Annotated in this window: 17 protein-coding genes; 12 read left to right on the top strand and 5 right to left on the bottom strand. The window is 61.7% G+C overall.

Annotated elements, in window-relative coordinates:
* The first annotated feature begins 4 nt into the window (after positions 1-4).
* From AB4N41_RS20915 to AB4N41_RS20860, 12 genes are all read left to right on the top strand, one after another.
* The gene (locus AB4N41_RS20915) at positions 5-1396 is read left to right on the top strand and encodes an undecaprenyl-phosphate glucose phosphotransferase (protein WP_252878098.1); all 1392 of its coding nucleotides are present in this window, start codon (positions 5-7) and stop codon (positions 1394-1396) included.
* A gap of 46 nt (positions 1397-1442) precedes the next feature.
* Positions 1443-2801 (top strand): UDP-glucose dehydrogenase family protein, encoded by a 1359-nt coding sequence (locus AB4N41_RS20910; RefSeq protein ID WP_252878097.1) that lies wholly within the window; start codon positions 1443-1445, stop codon positions 2799-2801.
* Positions 2798-3505, top strand: a complete 708-nt coding sequence (locus AB4N41_RS20905) for a WecB/TagA/CpsF family glycosyltransferase (protein WP_252878096.1) — start codon at positions 2798-2800, stop codon at positions 3503-3505. Before AB4N41_RS20910 ends, AB4N41_RS20905 begins: the two co-directional genes overlap by 4 nt.
* A gap of 11 nt (positions 3506-3516) precedes the next feature.
* Positions 3517-4596 (top strand): glycosyltransferase, encoded by a 1080-nt coding sequence (locus AB4N41_RS20900; protein ID WP_252878095.1) that lies wholly within the window; start codon positions 3517-3519, stop codon positions 4594-4596.
* Positions 4593-5699, top strand: coding sequence for a glycosyltransferase (locus tag AB4N41_RS20895; RefSeq protein WP_252878094.1), 1107 nt, complete (start codon positions 4593-4595; stop codon positions 5697-5699). Before AB4N41_RS20900 ends, AB4N41_RS20895 begins: the two co-directional genes overlap by 4 nt.
* A gap of 1 nt (position 5700) precedes the next feature.
* The gene (locus AB4N41_RS20890) at positions 5701-7008 is read left to right on the top strand and encodes an O-antigen ligase family protein (RefSeq protein WP_095179847.1); all 1308 of its coding nucleotides are present in this window, start codon (positions 5701-5703) and stop codon (positions 7006-7008) included.
* Positions 7002-7931, top strand: a complete 930-nt coding sequence (locus AB4N41_RS20885) for a glycosyltransferase family 2 protein (RefSeq protein ID WP_150635433.1) — start codon at positions 7002-7004, stop codon at positions 7929-7931. Before AB4N41_RS20890 ends, AB4N41_RS20885 begins: the two co-directional genes overlap by 7 nt.
* Before the next feature lie 17 nt (positions 7932-7948).
* Positions 7949-9367 (top strand): oligosaccharide flippase family protein, encoded by a 1419-nt coding sequence (locus AB4N41_RS20880; RefSeq protein WP_252878093.1) that lies wholly within the window; start codon positions 7949-7951, stop codon positions 9365-9367.
* 31 nt (positions 9368-9398) lie between these two features.
* A complete protein-coding gene (galE, locus tag AB4N41_RS20875) occupies positions 9399-10454 on the top strand; it encodes a UDP-glucose 4-epimerase GalE (protein ID WP_252878092.1) in 1056 nt (351 codons plus the stop codon).
* A 30-nt stretch (positions 10455-10484) separates the two neighbouring features.
* Positions 10485-11963 (top strand): family 16 glycosylhydrolase, encoded by a 1479-nt coding sequence (locus AB4N41_RS20870; protein WP_252878091.1) that lies wholly within the window; start codon positions 10485-10487, stop codon positions 11961-11963.
* Positions 11964-12372: 409 nt separating this feature from the next.
* A complete protein-coding gene (locus AB4N41_RS20865) occupies positions 12373-13557 on the top strand; it encodes an MFS transporter (RefSeq protein ID WP_252878090.1) in 1185 nt (394 codons plus the stop codon).
* A gap of 27 nt (positions 13558-13584) precedes the next feature.
* A complete protein-coding gene (locus tag AB4N41_RS20860) occupies positions 13585-14259 on the top strand; it encodes a polysaccharide lyase family 7 protein (protein WP_252878089.1) in 675 nt (224 codons plus the stop codon).
* Between the two features lie 66 nt (positions 14260-14325).
* On the opposite strand, the gene AB4N41_RS20855 is transcribed toward AB4N41_RS20860, so the two are convergent.
* From AB4N41_RS20855 to proX, 5 genes are all read right to left on the bottom strand, one after another.
* Positions 14326-15816, bottom strand: a complete 1491-nt coding sequence (locus AB4N41_RS20855) for an aldehyde dehydrogenase (RefSeq protein ID WP_252878088.1) — start codon at positions 15814-15816, stop codon at positions 14326-14328.
* 1 nt (position 15817) lies between these two features.
* Complete coding sequence (locus tag AB4N41_RS20850) at positions 15818-16720, bottom strand: dihydrodipicolinate synthase family protein (protein ID WP_252878087.1); 903 nt, start codon at positions 16718-16720, stop codon at positions 15818-15820.
* Between the two features lie 48 nt (positions 16721-16768).
* Complete coding sequence (locus AB4N41_RS20845; RefSeq protein WP_252878086.1) at positions 16769-18085, bottom strand: NAD(P)/FAD-dependent oxidoreductase; 1317 nt, start codon at positions 18083-18085, stop codon at positions 16769-16771.
* Positions 18086-18209: 124 nt separating this feature from the next.
* Positions 18210-19271, bottom strand: coding sequence for a GlxA family transcriptional regulator (locus tag AB4N41_RS20840; protein ID WP_252878085.1), 1062 nt, complete (start codon positions 19269-19271; stop codon positions 18210-18212).
* 87 nt (positions 19272-19358) lie between these two features.
* Positions 19359-20369: a glycine betaine/L-proline ABC transporter substrate-binding protein ProX gene (proX, locus tag AB4N41_RS20835; protein ID WP_252878084.1), complete on the bottom strand. Its 1011-nt coding sequence runs from the start codon at positions 20367-20369 to the stop codon at positions 19359-19361.
* Positions 20370-20386: the final 17 nt, after the last annotated feature.

The following is a 20386-nucleotide window of genomic DNA, read 5'->3' as shown; positions in this document are numbered from 1 at the left end:
GCCGATGACCTCGCAATATTCCGCGCAAATGGCACACCGTCGCGGCCTCACCTTCTGGGGGCAATGGTTGTGCGCAATGACCCTGGTCAATCTGTTGCTGATTGTTCTGGTCCACTGGCGCATCGGCGCCTTGCCCAGTGAATACCGGCTACTGATCATCCTCACGGTGCTCGGCTCGATGCCGGTCTACAGCCTCGTTCAGGTCTACCACAAACGTCATGGCCTGCTGGTCGGGCTCGGCCGTTTGCTGGCCGGCTGGCTGATTCTGCTCGGACTGCTGATGAGCATCGCCTTCGTCACCCAGACCAGCGCGTTGTTCTCCCGGCAGGTGGTGATTGTCTGGGCGGTGGTCGGGTTTCTCGCCCAGGCGGCGACGTTTCTGCCGCTGCATCTGTTCGTGCGCATGTACACCAAAATGATTTGCAACGAGCGCCGCGCGGTAATCATCGGCACCTGCCCGACCGCCCATGAACTGGCGCGCAAACTCCTCGACCCGGATCGCGCGTTACTGCTCGGGTTTGTCGCGGCGAAAGCCGACAGCGGCCCGGCGCCGAGCATTCTGCCGCTGCTCGGTGAAGTCGAGGACATCCGCGAAATCATCACGCGCTTGCAGGCGCGGCGGGTGTACATCGTGCTGCCGATGGCCGAGGCGGCGACGATCGAAGCGTTGTACATCAATCTGCTCGACATGAACGTCGACGTGGTGTGGATTCCGGATCTGGGCAGCATGGTCTTGCTCAATCATTCGATCTCCGAGATCGAGCGGATGCCGGCGATCTATCTCAACGAAAGCCTGCTCACCTCGCACCCCGGCAGCCTGTTCTGCAAGGACCTGTTTGAACGCAGCGTCGCTGCGGTGGCGCTGATTCTGCTCAGCCCGCTGCTGCTCGGCGTCGCCATCGCGGTCAAGCTGAGCTCGCCGGGGCCGGTGCTGTTCAAGCAGAACCGCCATGGCTGCGACGGCGAAGTGATCCGCGTGTGGAAGTTTCGTTCGATGCGCGTGCACAACGATCAGCAAGTGCGTCAGGCCACCCGCGACGACGACCGCGTCACACCGCTGGGACGCTTTCTGCGGCGCAGCTCCATCGATGAGCTGCCGCAACTGTTCAACGTGCTGTTCGGCCACATGGCGCTGGTCGGGCCGCGTCCGCACGCGGTCACCCACAACATCTATTACACCGGCAAGGTGCGCGCCTACATGGCACGGCATCGGCTCAAGCCTGGCATCACCGGTCTGGCGCAGATCACCGGGCACCGCGGCGAAACCGAGACCGTGGAAAAGATGCAGCGCCGGGTCGCTCAAGACCTCAATTACATCAATCAATGGTCGCTGTGGCTGGACATCAAGATCCTCCTGAAGACGCCCTTCACCCTGTTCTCGAAAAACATCTACTGACAGCGGCCAGCGCTCTGGCCCACCCCGCCACGCATGAGGTTTTCCCATGAATGTGAGTGTATTCGGTATCGGTTATGTCGGACTGGTCCAGGGCGCCGCGCTGGCCGAGGTCGGCCACAACGTGCTGTGTGTGGATGTCGACGCGGCCAAGGTGCAGGCCTTGAACGACGGCACTCTGCCCATCTACGAGCCGGGTCTGAAAAGCCTGGTGCGGGACAATCATCACAGCGGCCGTCTGCAATTCGGCAGTGATCTGGCCGCTGCGGTAAAGCACGGCGATGTGTTGCTGATCGCGGTCGGCACGCCGCCGGACGAGGACGGCTCGGCGGATCTCAAACATGTCCTCAGCGTCGCCCGTACCATCGGCGAACACCTGCGCGGCGAGCAGATCATCGTCGACAAATCCACGGTGCCGGTGGGCACGGCGGACCGGGTGCGCGAATGCATCAGCGCCATCCTCGGCGAAAGCGGGCGTGGTGCACTGACCTTCGATGTGGTTTCCAACCCGGAATTTCTCAAGGAAGGTTGCGCGGTCGACGACTGCATGCGCCCCGACCGGATCATCATCGGCACCGACAGCCCGCGCGCCGAAGCGCTGATGCGCGAGCTCTACGAACCGTTCAATCGCAACCGCGAAAAAATCATCGTCATGGATGTGCGCAGCGCCGAGCTGACCAAGTACGCCGCCAACTGCATGCTAGCGACGAAGATCAGTTTCATGAACGAGATGGCCGGGCTTGCCGAAAAGCTTGGCGCCGACATCGAAATGGTTCGCCATGGCATCGGCTCGGATCCGCGCATCGGCTACCAGTTCATCTACCCCGGCATCGGTTATGGCGGTTCGTGTTTCCCCAAGGATGTGCGTGCACTGATCCATGCTGCCCACGGCGTCGATGTCGATGCACGCCTGCTTCGGGCGGTGGAGTCGCGCAACAACGAGCAGAAAAGCACGCTGTTCCACAAGATCACCGAGCACTTCAACGGCGCGCTGGAAGGCAAAACCTTCGCGCTGTGGGGCCTGAGCTTCAAGCCCAATACCGACGACATGCGCGAGGCCCCCAGCCGCGTGTTGATGGAAGCGTTGTGGCGAGCCGGCGCCAGCGTGCAGGCGTTCGACCCGAAAGCCATGGAACAGGCGCAGCAGCTTTACGGCCCGCGCGATGACCTGACGCTGGCCGGCACCAAAGAGGCGGCGCTGAAAAATGCCGACGCGCTGGTGATCGTCACCGAGTGGCAAGCGTTTCGCGCGCCGGACTTCGAACTGCTCGCCCGCCAGCTTAAAAATCCGCTGATCTTCGATGGCCGCAATTTGTTCGATCCGCAACGCCTCAGCGCACGCGGTTTCACCTACATCAGCGTCGGCCGGCCAACCTGCGCCGCTGAAGCACAGGATCTCGCGTCATGATCCGCCTGGAATTGCTCGACCGTTATTCGCCGGCCCTGCTGGAATCCAACCGGGCCTTCTCCTTTCTCAACTTCGCCTCGATCGGCAGTTTCATCCGCCAGCCGCCGTCGTCGCTGGCGTATTTTTGCGACGGCATGCTGATGTCCGGGTTCATGTCGCGCATCACCGGGCGCGCGGTGCAGCGGGTCAGTTTCGATTTCACCTCGATTGCCGATCCTGTGTTGCGTCAATCCGAGCAGCGCGGCAAACGCGTCTACGTGGTCGGTGCGCGGCAGGCGGAGCTTGATCGTTTCGTGGAAAAGCTCGGCACGCAGTACCCGCGCCTGCAACTGGTCGGCGCGCACAACGGTTTCTTCGATGCCGAGCAAGGCGCCGCGCTTCAGGCTGATATCCGTCGACGGCGGGCCAACCTGCTGCTGGTCGGGCTCGGTGCCGGTCTGCAGGAGCGCTTTGTCCTCGAAGCGCTGCGCGGCGGTTTCAGCGGCGTGGCGTTCACCTGCGGCGGTTTCATTCGTCAGGAAGCCGATGCCGGCGAGCGTTACTACCCCGACGCCATCAACCGCCTGCACCTGCGCGCCTTCTACCGCATGTACCGCGAGCCGCACACGATCAAGCGCTACCTGCTCGACTACCCGAGCAATGCCCTGCGCCTGACCGAACTGATTCTGCGCCAGCAAGTGGCAATCAATGTCACTGCCCCATGAGGATTGTGCCGATGCATATTCTGTTCACGCTCAAGGATTACCAGACTGGCGGCGGCGTCGAGTGCGTGCAGCAACGCCTCGCCGAGCAGTTTCTGGCGGACGGCCGGCGGGTGAGTTTTTTCGTCATGAACGGCGACTCGCCCAACGTCGACGGCGCGCCGAGCATGGCCGGTGGCGGCAGTGGGCTCGCGGGCTGGCTGAAATCGATCGTGCTGCTGCGCCGGCTGATCCGCCGTGAGGGCGTGACGCATCTGATTGGCGCCAAGGAGCAGGCCAACCTCTGCACCTGGTTCGCCACCCTGGGCAGTGCCTGCAAAGTCATCTACACCCGCCACGCCGCGCTGGATTGCGCCGAGCAGAACACCGGGCGCGCCAGCCTGCGCCTGTTGTACGCGCTGTACCTGTGCGGCAGCGGCAAGGTAGTCGCGGTGTCCCACGGTCTGCGCCAGTCGCTTGCCGGGTTGATGCCGTGGGGCCAGCCGCGCATCCGTTATTGCCCGAACGCGGTGATCAGCGAGCAACTGTTGCGTGCGGCTCAGGCGCCGTTGCCCGGTGGCGTGCCCCATTATTATTGGCTGGGTGTCGGCCGGCTAGTGGAAACCAAGGGCTTCGCGCTGCTGCTCGACGCCTACGCGCTGGCGGCGCAACAACGCCCGCTGCCCTATCTGGTAATTGCCGGCGACGGGCCGTTACGCGCAGCGCTTGAAGCGCAGACACAACGGCTGGGCATCGAACGTCTGGTGCATTTCACCGGGCATCTGCGCAATCCCTATCCGCTGATCCGCCATGCGCAGTTGTTGGTGCTCAGCTCATTGCACGAAGGTTTGCCGACGGTACTGGTCGAGGCGCTGGCGCTGGGTACGCCGGTGATCTCCACCGATTGCGGCAGCGGTCCGCGCGAGTTGCTCGACGATGGACGCCTCGGGCGTTTGGTCAAGGTCAACGATGTGCCAGCCCTGGCCGAGGCGCTGCTCGACAGTCTGGCCAGCCGCGAACCCGAGCCGCCGCCCCGACATTCAGTCAGCGACGCGATCCTGCCCTATACCAGCCAGTACGCCGCGCAGGCTTATTACCAGGTGTGGAACCGATGAAAAAGCTGCTGATCATCCTCCAGGACCTCGGCGCCGGCGGCGCGGAGAAAATGATGGTGCGCCTCGCCGGCGCCTTGGTTGAGGCCGGCAATGAAGTCACGCTGCTGATGCTCACCGGTGCCGGCATCAATCAGCCGGCGCTCGATCCGCGGGTCAGGCAAGTGCTGCTCGACAGTCCGCGCAGCGCGGCGGCTGTGCCGGCACTGACAAGGTTTTTACGCAGCAATCAGTACGACGCGCAACTGGCCGCCCTCACCCACGTCAACGTCGTGGCGATTGCCGCCGCCGCGCTGTCCGGGACGCTGGCGCGGCTGCATGTCAGCGAGCGCAATGCCTTTTCGCGGGACAAACACGTCAACCCGGCGCTGTCGGTCAAGCTTGCCTACTGGCTGGCGCCGTGGCTGTACCGGCTGATTCCCAACCCGGTGATCTGCGTGTCACAAGGCGTCGCCGAGGATCTGGTCGACACCACCATCGCCCGCCCTCGCGATGTGACCACCGCTGACAACCCGGTGCTCGACAACGATTTTCGTGACAAACCCGCCGCCGCGCCCAGCCATACCTGGTTGAAGGACAAAACCACCCCGGTGATCGTCGCCGTGGGTCGACTGGCGCAGCAAAAGGGCTTCGACACTCTGATCGACGCCTTCTCCCGTCTGCCGCAACGCGATGCGCGGCTGATCATCTTCGGCGAAGGCGCCTTGCGCGGCGAACTGCTGGCCCGAGCGACAGCGCTCGGCGTCGCGGAGCGTTGTGATCTGCCGGGTTACGCCAGCGACCCCATCGCCGAAATCGCTCGGGCCGATTGCTTCGTCTTGTCGTCACGCTTCGAAGGCAGCCCCAACGCCCTGGTCGAAGCCCTGTCGACCGGCACGCCGGTAGTGGCGACACGCTGCCCGTATGGCCCGCAGGAAATTCTCGCCGATGGCGCCGTCGCGCCCTTGGTCGAGGTCGACGACCCCGCCTCGCTCGCCGTCGCGATCAGCCAACAATTGGCCACGCCGCGAGCCCTGCATCGCCAGCGGCGGATTGATGCCGCCGCGCGCTTCGTCAGCGGCCGCGCGGTGCAGACCTACCTCAAGGCGTTACTCGGGAGGCGCTGAGATGAACCGCCTGCAAGTGCGTTATTCGACACTGGCCGACGCCTTCACCTTGTTTGGCGTGCTGTTCTATACGCAAGTGATCGGCTTCTTTCTGCGCCTGGGGAATGTGAGCACGCTGGACGATGCCCAGCAGGATCTGGAAGGCAATCTGGCCAATCAGGTCTGCGGCTTGCTGACGTTGCTGGTGCCGCTGTTCTTCTTCATTCGCCACAAAGTGTTCCTCAGCAAGAGTTTCTACCGGCAGAACCTGTTTTTGCTGTTGTTTCTCGGCTGCGTGGCGGCGTCGATCAGTTGGTCGAGCGAGCCGATGCTCAGTTTCAAGCGTTTCGTTGCGCTGCTCAGCGTGGTGTTTTTTGCCGGTTTTATCGCTTGGCGCTACAGCATCGAGCGGATCGCTTTTCTGTTCGGCTGCGTGATCGGTGCAGCGGCGCTAGTCGGCTTGATCTTCGCCGTGATTCGCCCGGACATCGCCTTTATTTCCGGCGGCATCCGTGACGGGGCCTTTCGCGGGGTGTTCGCGGAAAAGAACGCTGGCGCACGCCTGAACGCGATTGCGATCCTGTTGCTGCTGCCGATGATCCGCCAGCGCAACCCGCTGGCCATGCTGTATGGGCTGTTCGCGCTGATCGCCATCGGTCTGGCGCAGTCAGCCACGGCGATTGCGCTGATCGTCGCCGGCACCGCCAGTTACGCCTACTTCATCACGCTGATCCGGCTGCGCATCAACCGCTCACTGCTGGCCTTCACCGCCGCCACGCTGGTGTTCTTCCTCTTGTGTGGGGTGCTTTACGCCAATTACGCCATGCTGCTGGAACTGGTCGGCCGCGACCCGTCACTCACTGACCGCACGTTGATCTGGGAGCTGTTGCAGCCGCTGATCGATGCGCAATTTCTCAAGGGCTATGGCTTCGGCGCGTTCTGGGCCAGTGCCGATGCCGATGCGTTTATCACGCGCTGGGGCTATATCGGCAATGCGCACAGCGGCTACGTTGAAACCCTGCTCAACGGCGGTTTGATCCAGTTGATCGCCCTGCTGCTGATGTTTGCCCAGACCCTGAGCAAGCGCTATCGGGCAATCACGGCGGATCAGTCGGCGCGCTATCAGGCCTGTGCGCTGGTGATCATCGGCCTGTTCGTCGTTACCAATTACGTCGCCTATGTGATTCCCAACTACCGCTCGGGTGAGTTCCTGATTTTCTGCGTGCTCAGCCTGACCTTCCGCCATCACCTCGTCGCCCGTCCGCAGCCGCTGCCAGCGGCGAATGCTCGGCCAATGCGCGGCACTTTTCGGGAGCAACGCCCATGCTGAATGATCCCTCGGCAGTCACCGTGTGCGTGGTGATTCCGCTGTACAACGCCGCCGCCAGCATTCAACGCACACTGGACTCGGTGAGCGCTCAGACCCGCCTGCCGGACAAAGTCATTGTCGTCGATGACGGTTCCAGCGATGCCGGGCCAGAGATCGTCAGGCAGTACGCCGCGCCCTTGCCCATCGTGCTGTTGCAGCAGCCCAACCAAGGCCCGGCCAGTGCACGCAATCGCGGCGTGTTCAGCGCCGAAGAAACCTTTATCGCTTTCCTTGATGCCGACGACCGCTGGCATCCGGAAAAACTGCAAAAACAACTGGCACTGCACGCGGAATTGACCCGACAGGGACGCAACGTCGGTTTGATCGATTGCTTTCAGATGAGCGAATTCAGTGATGGCAAACGCCAATTGGAGGATCGCTGTAAACACGGCGAGCACTTTGCCGACTTCATGCGCGAGAACATCATCAACGGCACCTCCGGCGTACTCGCCCTGCGCGAGATCATCGTCGCCATTGGCGGCTTCGATCAAAGCCTGCGCTTCGCTGAAGATCGCCTGTTGTGGACGCGCATCGCGGAAATCAGCGAGATCCACAGCGTGCCGCAGATCCTCCACTGGCGCGCCGTCAATGCCGCCAACATCACCGCGCAACCGCACAAGTATTACCCGCACAAGCTGCGCTTCATCCAGCTGTACCTGGCGCGTTACGGCACCCGGCTGAACCAGCAGCAGCGGATCTATTTCGTTCTCGCCAATCACGCGGAATTTCTCAATGCCTTTTCCCGGCGCGGCGATCATCGCCGGGTCATCGAGGTGTTCCGACAGATGCTCGGGCATTCGTGGCAGACGCTGTTGTTCTCCCGGGGCAAACCGACCCTGCGCTACCTCTACGCCTGCTTGAAAAGTCTGGGCAACAGCCGCTGAATTTCAGGGATCGCGCCATGGCCAACCGTCGCCTGATGACCCTCGCATGGATTTTCACCGAGAAGTTCGGCCTGATTTTCCTGTCGATGATTACCTTTGTCGTCTACGCGCATTTGCTGACGCCGACGGAGCTGGGCATCGGCACGCTGATCATCGCCGTGGTCGAAATGGTCGGCATTCTGTTCTCGTCGATGCTAGAAGACCCGCTGGTGCGCCTGCAGCGGATGGAAGACAAACACATCAGCAGCGTGTTCTGGTTTGCGGTGCTGGTCAGCCTGCTATCGATCGCGTTGATTTCGCTGGCGATGGTGCTCTATACGCCGTCCACCGCGCTGCGCTGGATGACCGCTGTGGCCTCGGTGAAAATCCTTTTCACCCTGATGGCGCGGGTGTATGTGGCACAGATGCGCCGCAGCGGCAATTTCAAGCTGCTGGCCTCGCGCACCTTGCTCGGCAAAGTGGCTGGCGGGGTTGGCGGCGTGGCTGTTGCGCTGCTGGGTTTCGGCCCGTGGGCGGTGGTTGCCCAAGCGCTGATCATGGACGGCGTTTCCACACTGGTACTGATGCGCAGCGAACGTCGGCGCATTCCCTTGCTGATCGACCGCCAGGTGCTGAGCGAACTGCTGCGCGCCGGTCTGCCGGTCTGCGTCAATGTCATGAGTTCGCAAACCCTGCAACGCGGCGTCAATCTGATTCTCGGCCTGACTGCCGGGGCGCACGCGGTGGGCATGTTCAATCTGGCCATGCGCATCATCGACCTGCCGCGCTCGGCGATCTACAACGGCTTGATGAGTTACGCCCTGCCGGTGTTCGCCCGGCGCAGTGCCGAACCGGCGCGGCTGATCGGGGTGATCGGCGATTCCACGGCGATCAGCGGTTTCGTACTGACACCGCTGTTCTTCGGCATCGCCCTGACCGCCAAAGACATCATCCTGCTGATCTTCGGCGCGAAATGGGCCGACGCGGTTCCCTTGCTGCAAGTGCTCGCCTGCACGGCAGCGCTGGGCAATCTGGCGCTGTATGCGACCACTGCGCTGGTGGCGGTCAATCGCACGCACTTGACCCTCAAGGCGGAAGTCGCCACCACCTTGCTCGCGCTGGCGCTGGTGTATCTGCTCGGAGCGACCTACGGCGGCATGGCGGCGGCGCTGGCATTGCTGCTGCGCATGCTGCTGATCACGCCGCTGCAGGTACGCGGCCTGCACGCCGCCATCGGTTATGACTGGCGCTGCTTCTTTCAGTCCAGTTACCGCAGCCTGTTCGCCTCGCTGCTGATGGTCGTCGTGGTGATGTGGGCGTCGCGGCAAACCGGCCTGTCCGGCTACGCGCACTTGGCCGGCGACATTGCCATCGGCACGCTGACCTATGCCTTGGCCTACAGCCTGCTGCACCCGCGCTGGCCGCAAGAATTCAAGTTGGTGTTCACCGCCCGCTGAGCCGGATTTCCTCGCAATGGAGCACGTCGTCATGCGCAAAACCACGTTGATCACGGGCGGTGCCGGCTACCTCGGTTCGCACACGGCATTGCAACTGATCGAAGCCGGACACTCGGTGCTGATCCTCGACAATCTGTGCAACAGCAGCCGCGAAGCAGTCGCACGGCTGGAGCTGTTGAGTCATTCGCACGTCGATTTCATCGAGGGCGATATCCGCGACGCCGCACTGCTGGACGAGATTTTCAGCACCTACGCGATCGACGCCGTGCTGCATTTCGCCGGCCTCAAAGCCGTTGCGCAGAGCGTGCGCCGGCCGATGGATTACTACGCCAACAATGTGTTCGGCACACTGAACCTGTGTCAGGCGATGGCCCGCGCCCACGTGTTCAATCTGGTGTTCAGTTCCTCGGCGACGGTGTACGGCGAGCCGGCCCGCATGCCCATCGTGGAAGAGCACGGCACCGGCAAACCGGTTAATCCCTACGGGCGCTCGAAGTTGATGATCGAAGAATTGCTCAGCGACCTTGCCCTCGCCGATTCACGCTGGAACATCGCTGTGCTGCGATACTTCAACCCGATCGGCGCGCACCAGAGCGGGCTGATCGGCGAAGCACCCAGCGGTCGACCGAACAATCTGCTGCCGTGCCTGACCGAGGTTGCCAGCGGCCAGCGCACTGCGTTGACCGTGTATGGCAACGACTATCCGACCGTCGACGGCACCTGTATTCGCGATTACATCCATGTGCTGGACCTGGCTGAAGGTCATCTCAAGGCGCTACAGGTTTTGCAGGGCGACGAGCATGGCCTGCACGTATGGAATCTCGGCAGCGGCACCGGCTACAGCGTATTGCAGATCATCAGCGCCTTCGAAGACGTCACCGGCCTGCGCATTCCCTACCGCTTCGCCCCACGCCGCGCCGGAGATATCGCCGAGTGCCGCGCCGACGCGAGCAAGGCCGGGCGCGAGCTGGGCTGGCGGGCGCAACGCGAGCTGACGCAAATGCTCATCGACAGCTGGCGCTGGCAGACCAGCAACCCGTGGGGCTACCGCCCGCAACCGGCGCCGCTGCTGGCGGTGGGTAGCTGAACCGGCGCACATCCATGTTAGGGACGACTCATGAACAGATCACGATGCTTGCTGTTTGTCTTGCTGCTGCTGAGCGCTGGCGCCCGCGCCAATATTCCCCAACCGGTGGCTGACGGACTGGTGCTGTGGCTGGACGGCAATGATCCCGCCTCGATGACTCTGGAGGGGCAAAACCAGGTCGTGCGCTGGCTGGATAAATCCGGCAAGGGCAATGACGTCACCGTCGACAATCGCGCGGCGACGACATTGCCTACGCGCGTCGACAACGCCCTCAACGGCCACGGCGTGGTGCGCTTCAGCGGCACGGCGGCATTCATGGGCCAGGCGATTCGCACGAGCAAAGGCCCGGTGACGGTGTTCGTCGTCTCGCGGCGCTTGCCCGAGCAGGCCGGCGGCAAGGCCTGGCAGCGCCTGTTCAGCTCGCGGCCGCAACTGGCGGACAACGACAACGTCGCACCGAATTTCGGCATCAGTGTGCAGCAGACCAGCGCCTACGAGCCAGCCCTGGCCTTGCTGGAAACCAGTGACGTGCCGATCGGCCCGTTCGCGGTGGCGCGCAATGTGGTGGGCACCTCGGAGATTCTGCGAGGCGACATCGCCGAGGTGTTGGTTTATGACCGCCCATTCAACAGCCAGGACGAACGCCGCAATGTGTTCGAGTATCTGGCGCAAAAGTGGGCGGTCGCCATTCCGCAGCAGGCCGATGCCTGGACCCGCGTCGGTCCGCTAGGACCGACGCCGACGCACGTTACGCCCGATCTGCCGTTATCGGACCAGGCCAATGCCGGCGGTTGGACACGCGATACGCGGCTGTCAGACGAATTCAACGGCAGCGCCCTCGATGCCGAACGCTGGCACGTCAACAACGCCACCGGTACCGATTCCCTCGGGCGCAAACCGGCGCTGTTTTTGCCGGAGAACGCCAAGGTCGGCAACGGCAATCTGAACATCACCTTCCGCAAACAGACCCTCCCCGAGAAATACGTCGCCTTGGGCTACAAGGACTACAGTTCGGCGATGGTGCGTACCCATGAACGGGGGATGTACGGCTATTACGAAGCCCGGGCGAAGCCGATGAACTCTGCCGGCTCCAGTGCGTTCTGGCTGGCGTGGACCGGGCTGCCGGAAAACGCCACGGAAATCGACATCTTCGAAATCGGCGGCAAAACCCCCAACGAAGCGTTCGACCGCCGGTACAACATGAACGCCCATGTCTGGGCCAGACCGCAGAATGATCAACACCTGAGTTCCGGCAGCACGTGGAATGCCCCTTGGCGGCTGGCCAGTACCTTTCATGTCTACGGTTTCGACTGGCAACCCGAGACCTTGCGCTGGTACGTCGACGGCGTATTGGTCCGGGAGGCGAAGAACACCTACTGGCACTTCCCCATGCAAATCGTTTTCGACAGCGAAGCGATGTGGGACTGGTTCGGGGTGGTCGACGATGCTGACCTGCCGTCGGTGTTTCGCATCGATTACGTCAGGGTCTGGACCCGCTCGCCGCAGTAGTGCTGTGTTCAACGGTTTTGTACCCTCGCTTACATCCGCCACCGCGTGCGGAAAACTCCCTGACCCACGCGCAATTCTTCCGGCGTGCCGTTCTGCACGATCTCGCCTCCCTCCAAGCGCCATCCGCCGCCCCTCGATACCCGCAAAAAACCCTCGATCCTGCTCGCAAAGGTTGACGTGCGCCAAGCCAACCGAGCGGCTGCCCTCGCCCTTTGCTCTACCATCCATCGGCTGTGTTGGAAAATCATCAAACCCAAGTGCAAGTCCGTTATCAGAATCGATAACCACTCCAGCAACAGACATCCTCGAGGACACTCATGGCTAATGATCCCTCCAACTCCGATCGCATCTGTTCCAGGCCGGAGCATGCGGTCGAGACAACCTGTCCTGCCAGCGATCCGATTTCACCGTGAGCCTTGACCGGCGCAGCCTCAATCTTGTCACGGCAGCGTTCGCGCTGACGGCGTTGTCCTATGGCCTCGCGCGCTTCGCTTACGGATTGCTGCTGCCGCAGATTCGTCAGGATCTGACGCTCAGCGTGACCGCTGCGGGATGGATTGGTGGCAGTGCGTTCGCCGCTTACTGTGTGGGCATCGTTGCGACGTTTGTCTGCAATGGCAAAATCAGTCCGCGCGGGTTGACGGTGATGGCCGGTGCAGCGGCCACGCTGGGGATGGGCCTGGTGGTTGTGGCCTCGTCGGGGCTGACGTTGGGCTGTGGTGTGGCGCTGGCGGGATTGAGCACGGGTCTGACTTCGCCGCCATTGGCCAGCGCGGTGGCAGCGCGTCTTGATGATGCGGATCGCCCGCGGGCCAATGGTTTTATCAATGCCGGGACAGCGGCGGGAATCGTTTTTTCCGGTTTTGCGGCGATATTGGCGGCCGGGCAATGGCGCCAGCTGTATGCCCTGTTTGCCTTGACCGGCATCGGCGTCACGATCTGGCTCTGGTTTGCGGTACCGCGCCGGGTCGAGCGTGACGTCGCGCAGAGCTTCTCGCTGGCAATGCTGCGTCGACCCGGCGTACTGCCTTTGTGCGCCAGTGCTTTCCTGATGGGCCTGGCGAGCACGGCGATCTGGACATTCGGCGCCGATATTTTGCGCAGTGAGGCTGGTTTCTCCGATCAGGGCATTGCGTGGGCGTGGATCGTATTGGGCGCTGCGGGAATCAGCGGCTGCATGACCGGTGTGCTCACCGGCCGCTTCGGTGTCGCACGCATGCAGCATCTGGCGCTTGCCGGGATCGCCCTCGGGACGTTGGGCCTCACTGGCGCATCAGTTTCAGCCGGATCGGGCCTCGCCGCGATGTGCCTGTTTGGCGCGGCCTACATCGTTTCTTCAGGCGTTTATCTGCTGCAAGGCATTCGTTTGTTGCCGGACCGCCCGGACCTGGGACTGGGCATTCCGTTTCTGCTTCTGGCGCTCGGTCAGACCGCTGGCACGCCGGTTTTCGGCGCAGTGCTGGAGGCAACGGGCGTGACCTTTGCCCTGTGTGTTTTCGCGGCGGCCGCTTGCGCCGCCATGGTGTTGTGCCCAAGAGATGGTGAAAGTCCGCGCAGACAGATGTGCCAATCCACCGAAGGCTTGGGTCGCTAATGATTTTTATCGTCAGGAGTACAAACCATGGCCGTAAACATCAGCAATCTCACCCTCTCCACCCCGGTACCCGTCTCGGCGACCAATCCGGTCGCACTGGAGCTCAACGGCGCCGAAGCCATTGCGCAATTTCCCAGCATCGTCACCGTGCTGCCGGACGGATCGCTGCAGCTGTCCGCGCCAACCAAAGGCGCCTCAAGCAAGAGCACGCACCGCACCCGCTGTGAATGGAAGGAATCGTTCTACTGGTCGCTGGCCAGTGCCGCTGACCACCTCAACTATCAAGAAATGGCCGTGACCAAGGTCAACTCGGCGCAGAAAGTCGTTATTTCGCAGATGCATGTGAAAAACGACGACAGCCCCGCCATCAAGGTGTTCTGGCAGAAAGGCAACATCACCATGGGCTTCCGCCAGAGTTTCAACCAGCCCACCCCGGTCAACACCACGGTGCTCAAGGGCGTACCGCTGGGCGCGAAATTCAAGGTGACCATTCGCGCCAACTCTGCCGGCGTGGCCCGCGTCACCGTCGACTACAACGGCGTTGTCGGAACATCAGGTGATTTGCAGCTCGACTCAACCTGGAATTCGCAGGTGTTCAATTTCCACGGCGGGGTCTACAACCAGATCGACTACACCGACGCCACGCCGCCTGAGGATGGCTCGATCTGCATCATCAGTGACTTGTTGATTTCGCATACTTAGGGGCGCATACGCACAAGGGCCTGCGTAGCTTTCGCTGGCTGGCCCTTGTGTAGGTCCAGACGCCAATTACGACGCGTCGATCCAGATGGTTTTCAGTTCAGTGTATTGGTCGTGCGCCCAAATCGACTTGTCGCGCCCGCCGAATCCCGACTCCTTGTAACCGCCGAATGGCGTCGAGGCATCGCCCTCGCCGAAGCAGTTGACCGTGACGATCCCCGCGCGAATGCCGCGTGACAGTTTCAGCGCATTGCGCAGGTTGCCGGTGTACGCCGAAGCGGCCAGTCCATAGGCAGTGTCGTTGGCCAGAGCGATGGCTTCATCGACCGTGTGAAAGGTGGTGACGCTCAGCACCGGGCCGAAGATCTCCTCTTGGAACAGGCGACTGTCGGGGTTTACGCCATCGACGATGGTCGGCTCGACGAAGATATCGTGGCGAGTCTGGCCGCCCACCAAAAAGCTGAGATGCTCGTCGCGGGCGATATCGAGATACAAACGCACCTTGTCGAAATGCGCCTTGCTGATCATCGAGCCCAAACGGTTCTCCGGGTCCAGCGGGTCACCCATTTTCCAGTCGCCGAGCTGCGCCTGAACGCGCTGCAAGAGTTCGTCCTTGATGTCGGCGTGGACGATCAGGCGCGATGAGGCTGAGCAGTTCTCGCCCATGTTCCAGAACGCGCCATTGACCACATGCTGCGCGACCACATCGATGTCTTCGACATCGTTCATGACCACCGCCGGATTCTTGCCGCCGCACTCGAGCACGATGTGTTTCAGGTTGGATTCGCTGGAGTATTTGAGGAACAGCCGGCCGGTGTCGGTCGAGCCGGTGAAGCTGACCATTGCCACATCGGGATGACGCCCCAGCGGCTCGCCCGCCTCCTTGCCGCCGCCGGGCACGACGTTGAACACACCGGCAGGAATACCCGCCTGATGCGCCAGTTCGGCGACACGCAAGGTGCTCAGGGTGGTTTCCTTGGCCGGTTTGACCACGATCGAACAGCCTGCGGCCAGTGACGGGCCGATCTTCCAGGCGAGCATCAGCAGCGGGAAATTCCATGGCAACACCAGCCCGACCACGCCGATCGGCTCGCGCACGACCATGGTCACCGCGCCGGAACCGACCGGCGCCGTGGCGTCGTAAATCTTGTCGATCAGCTCGGCGTGCCAGCGCAGGGTATGGATGGTTTCCGGCACGTCGATGGTCTGGCACTCACGAATTGGCTTGCCACTGTCCAGGCTTTCCAGCACCGCCAGTTCATGAGCGTTGTCTTCCAGCAATTGGGCAAAGCGCAGCAACAGCGACTTGCGCGCCGACGGTGCGAGTGACTGCCAGCGGCCGTCATCAAACGCTGCTTTCGCTGCTGCAACGGCCTGGTCGATATCGTCGGCATCACACGCGGCAATCTCGGTCAGCACCTGCTCGGTGGCGGGATTGGTCGTGGTGAACGTCTTGCCGGACTTTGCCGGACAAAAACGCCCATTGATAAAAGCCTGATGGCGAAATTCCAGCTGCCCCGCCAGTTCACGGTATTGCTCTTTACTCAGCAGATCTGCCATTTCAAGCCTCCTCGACAATGCGCGCGACGTTCTTCTGCAGGGTTTCGATGACGTTTTTCAGTTGCTCTCTCTCGGCGGGCTCCAGCGCTTGCAAAGGTGCGCGTACACCGCCGGCACGCAGGCCGCTGAGTTCGCTGCCATGCTTGATCGACTGCACGAACTTGCCGCTCTCGAGGACGTCCATGAGCGGCAACATCGCCGACATGATCCGCCGGCCCTTGTCGAAGTTCTTTTCCAGTACGCAGGCTTCGTACAGCGCAATGTGTTCACGCGGGATGAAGTTGGAACCAGCGCAGACCCAGCTGCGTGCGCCCCAGGCAAAGAACTCCAGCGCCTGATCATCCCAGCCGCAGGACAACTGGATCTGCGGGTGCGAGTGAGCCAGACGATGCAGCCGTGCGGTCTCGCCCGAACTTTCCTTGATCGCGGCGATGTTCTTGCAATCGGCAATGGCAGCGAAGAATTCATCGCCCATCGCTACGCCCATCCGCGACGGATAGTTGTAAAGCATGATCGGCAGACCGGCGGCCTTGTCCACTGCGAGCACATGGGCGGCAATCTCTTTCTGCGTCGGCAAGGCATACGGCGGCGAGCCGACCAGAATCGCGTCTGCTTGCAGTGCCTTGGCCTTCTCGGCGAAGTACACCGAATCTTCGGTACGAATGCCGCCAGTGCCAACCACCAGTGGCAAGCGCCCGCGAATCACCTCTTTCGCGCGCTGGGCCACGGCGACCCGCTCCTCCGCGGTGTGCGCGTAATACTCGCCGGTCGAACCGCCGATCACGATGCCGTGCACCCCGGACTCGATCAGGTATTCGATTACTTCGGAGAACGCCGCATAGTCGATCTGGCCATCGGCGGACAACGGGGTAATGGCCGGGGTAAAGATTCCATCAAAGTTCATCGCGTTTTCTCCAGGGTTCAATATTCAGGATTTCGGGCTTCAGGTAATTCAGCTTTCTCTGCCGGCGCGGTACTGCCCCCACTTGAGGTTCATGTTCACCCCCAGCGATAGGAACGGTTCTGGCGGGTTGCTGTTGGGACCGGGGGTTTGCAGGAGGAAATCGATCAGCCCGTCGCGTTGGCCTGCCAGCCAGTCGGCCAGCAACTTTCCAGTGACAGTGCCGCGAGTGACACCGAGGCCGTTGCAGCCCAGCGCGCCGTAGACGTTGGGCGCCAGCTCACCGAAAAAGCCGTTGTGATTGCGCGACATCGCCAGCGCGCCGCCCCAGGTGTAGTCGAACGTGACGTTGGGCAGCATCGGGAAACGCTGGTCGAACGACGCCTTGTGCCGGCGCACGAAACGCTCGTTGTATTTGCGGTTGCTGCGGCCATCGGGGTTAAAGGTGAAGCTGTTGCGGATCAGCAAGCGGTTGTCCGGCGTGCGGCGCACCGTGGTGCCGAACGGATCAGCGGGAATGGCGCCCCAGAACGGTTTGCCACCCAAGCGCGTCTGCTCTTCCTCGGTCAGCGGCCGGGTGATGCTGGCGTAGGTGTAGATCGGCAACATGCGCCCTTGGAGGAAACCGAAACGCATTCCGAAGGAATTGTTCGCCAGAATCAGTTTGTCGGCCGTGATGCTGCCGTGGGCATGTTTAAGAACCGTCCTGGCGCCGTACTCGACTTCGAGAATCGGCGTGCGCTCATACAGCGTGACGTTGGCAGGCAGATTGTCGGCCAGGCCCTTGACCAGCCCGGATGGCTGCAGCAACACCGCGCCCGGCGTGAACAATGCCTTGCGGTAGAAATGCGTGCCCAGATGTTCAGGCAACTCATCGGCGTCGATCATTTGAAACGGCTGATCGAGTTTCTCCAGACCGCGACGATAGGCATCGAGCACGGCGATACCGCGATTCTCCACGGCAGCCTGATATTTGCCGCACGCCTTCATCTGACAGTCGATGCGGTACTGATCGACCAGATCACGCAGGATCGACTGCCCGGCCAGATTGAGTTTCAGACTGGTGCGCGCCAGTGCAATGTCACCGATGTAATCATCGGCGCCGATATCGTGCGGCAGGTCAATGGCAAAACCGGCATTGCGCCCCGATGGCCCTAATCCAACTTCCTGTGCTTCGACCAGTACTACTTCGTCATCGGGAAAATTCAACGCCAGTTGCCGCGCACAGGCGAGTCCGGTGAAACCGGCGCCGATGATCACCCACCGCGCCGAGCGCTGCCCACGGTGCGCAGGCTCGGGGCTACGCGGTTTGCTCAGATGAAACCAGCCACAACTGTCATCATCGGCGGGTAATGAACTGACTTTCATAGTGTTGAACCGTTAATCGTTGAAGTTGCAAAACGCACGCGGCACAAAGCGAACGCACGCAGTGGCGTTGATCGGAAACTGGTAAAACCGTGACTGGCGCAAACCGTCAGTTCGCGCGGCTGATTCAGTAGCTGGCGGCTAAGGCATAGCGCCCGTGGCTGGCAGAGTCGCTAGCGTAGTGGTAATCCCTGAACGTCATCGGCGGTAAGCCGAACAGATCCTTGAAGCGCTTGTAGAAGTGCGGATAACTGACAAATCCGGTCGCCAGTGCCACGTCTGTCATCGAGCGATCACTTTGCACGATCAATTGCCGTGCGCGGGTCAGGCGCAACTCCAGGTAATAGCGATTGGGCGCAGCGTTCAAATAGCGCGCGAACCGGCGTTCCAATTGTCGGCGCGACACTCCGACGTGACTGGCGATGGCATCGATTTCCATCGGTTCCTCGATGTTGTTTTCCATCAGGTCGATGGCGATGTTCAGCGGCTTGGGAATCGCTGCAGGCCGAACACCGTCGGCAGCTCCCGCAGGTTTGCCCTGTGCCGGCTGATGGACCCGTCTGATTTCATCGAGCAGCGCCACATCGTTGTGCGAACCCAGTCCTTGCATGATCGCCAGGGTCATATCCAGTGCCGCATGAGCGTTGGCACAAGTGGCTCGGCGCTGAGCGACGATGAATTCACGGCTGGAGGCTTTCAACTGTGGGAAGTACTCGCTGAGCAAACCGCAGCTGTCGCGGTGACAGGCGAATTCCTCAGCGCCGAGCAATCCCGCATCAGCCAGGTAGAACGCTGCATTCCAGCACCCGGCAACAATGCCCTTGCCAGCGGTTTTCTTCAGCACTCGGCGCAGCAGCGGTTGCGGCGCCAAGCGGACGCGCTGACCGCCGATCACAATCAGCGCGTCATGGTTGAAGCCCTCTGCGACCAGTCGTTGCGAATCGACCGGCACGCCAATATCGCTTTCGACACGTCCGCCCTTGAGCGACCAGGTCGAGACGGTGTACAGCGTTTCGCCATTGATGAGGTTGCCGGTAACCAGCGCGTCCATCGCCGTGGACAGGGTCGTCAGGGAGAAATTCTCAAGTAATACGAAGGCCACTCGCACCACTCGGGCCTGTCCGGCCACCGACGCGGACTGGCGAAAGCCGATGTTCTGCTGCTTCAACGGACTCTGAAAGGTTTCCATCTTCGCCTCACTCACTCGCCGTTCACTGACACCTGCGATCGCAACGTTGGCGACGGGCTGAGCCGCCGCCAAGCGCGGTCGAACCGATTAGTTCGCCGCCGCGCGTGCGTCACTCAACCAACCGTCATAAGCCTGCTGATTGGCCTTGATCCATTCAGCGGCGTGACGCTTGATGTCGGCGAGGGATTTTTCACCCTTTTGCATGCGCAGGTTCTGTTCGCTTTCCGCGCTGGGCGGAATGCTGACCTCGGAGAGGAATTTGCGCGCCACCGGGTTCTTCTCGGCGAATTCCTTGTTCATCACGGCATTGACTGTGTCTACCGGGAAACCGAGGTTCTTGCCGTCATGGAAGGTGTCTTTGCTTTCCTTGCCGTCTGGCAGCGAGGTGAACGGCACTGGCAACCAGACCACATCGCGTCCTTCCACCAGCACGCCGGCAATCCACTGGGGTACCCAAGTGAAGAACAGCACTGGTTTACCCTGTTGAAAGCGCGCGATGGTGTCGGCCATCAAGGCGAAATACGAGCCGCGGTTATCCACCACGGTCGGACCGAGACCATAGGCCTTCATGTGATGTTCGATCATGATTTCGCAGCCCCAGCCCGGGTTGCAGCCGGTCAGGTCGGCCTTGCCATCGCCGTTGCTGTCGAACAGTTTGGCGATCTCCGGCTTTTTCAGATCGGACAGGTCCTTGATCTGGTAAGCCTCGGCGGTTTTCTTGTCGATCATGTAGCCCTGCAGCACGCCTTTCATGACCTGCCCGACCTTGACCATCACGTCATCGCCGCCCGCCTTTTCATAAAATGCCTGGTGCAGGATTTCCCATTCATGCACGGTGAAATCCGCATCGCCGTAGGACAGCGCGAGAAACATCGCCGGGTAGTCGACCTCTTTGGGCGCTTTCACTTCGTAGCCCAATTCCTTGAGGCCGGCGATCACCACTTCACCGCGAAAACGCTCTTCGGCGATGCTCGGGAAAATCGGCGTGATCGACACACCGGCGCCCGGTTTGTTGGCATCGGCTGCGTAGACTGCCGAGCACAACAGAGTGCCGAACAACGAAGCCATCAGGCCTTTCTTGAAAGTTGTCAGTTTCATGTTTCACCACGCTTGAA

The organism is Pseudomonas sp. S2_A10 (assembly GCF_054668465.1).
Note: the sequence above shows the minus strand (reverse complement) of the source record. Positions and strands in the feature narration are given on the sequence as shown.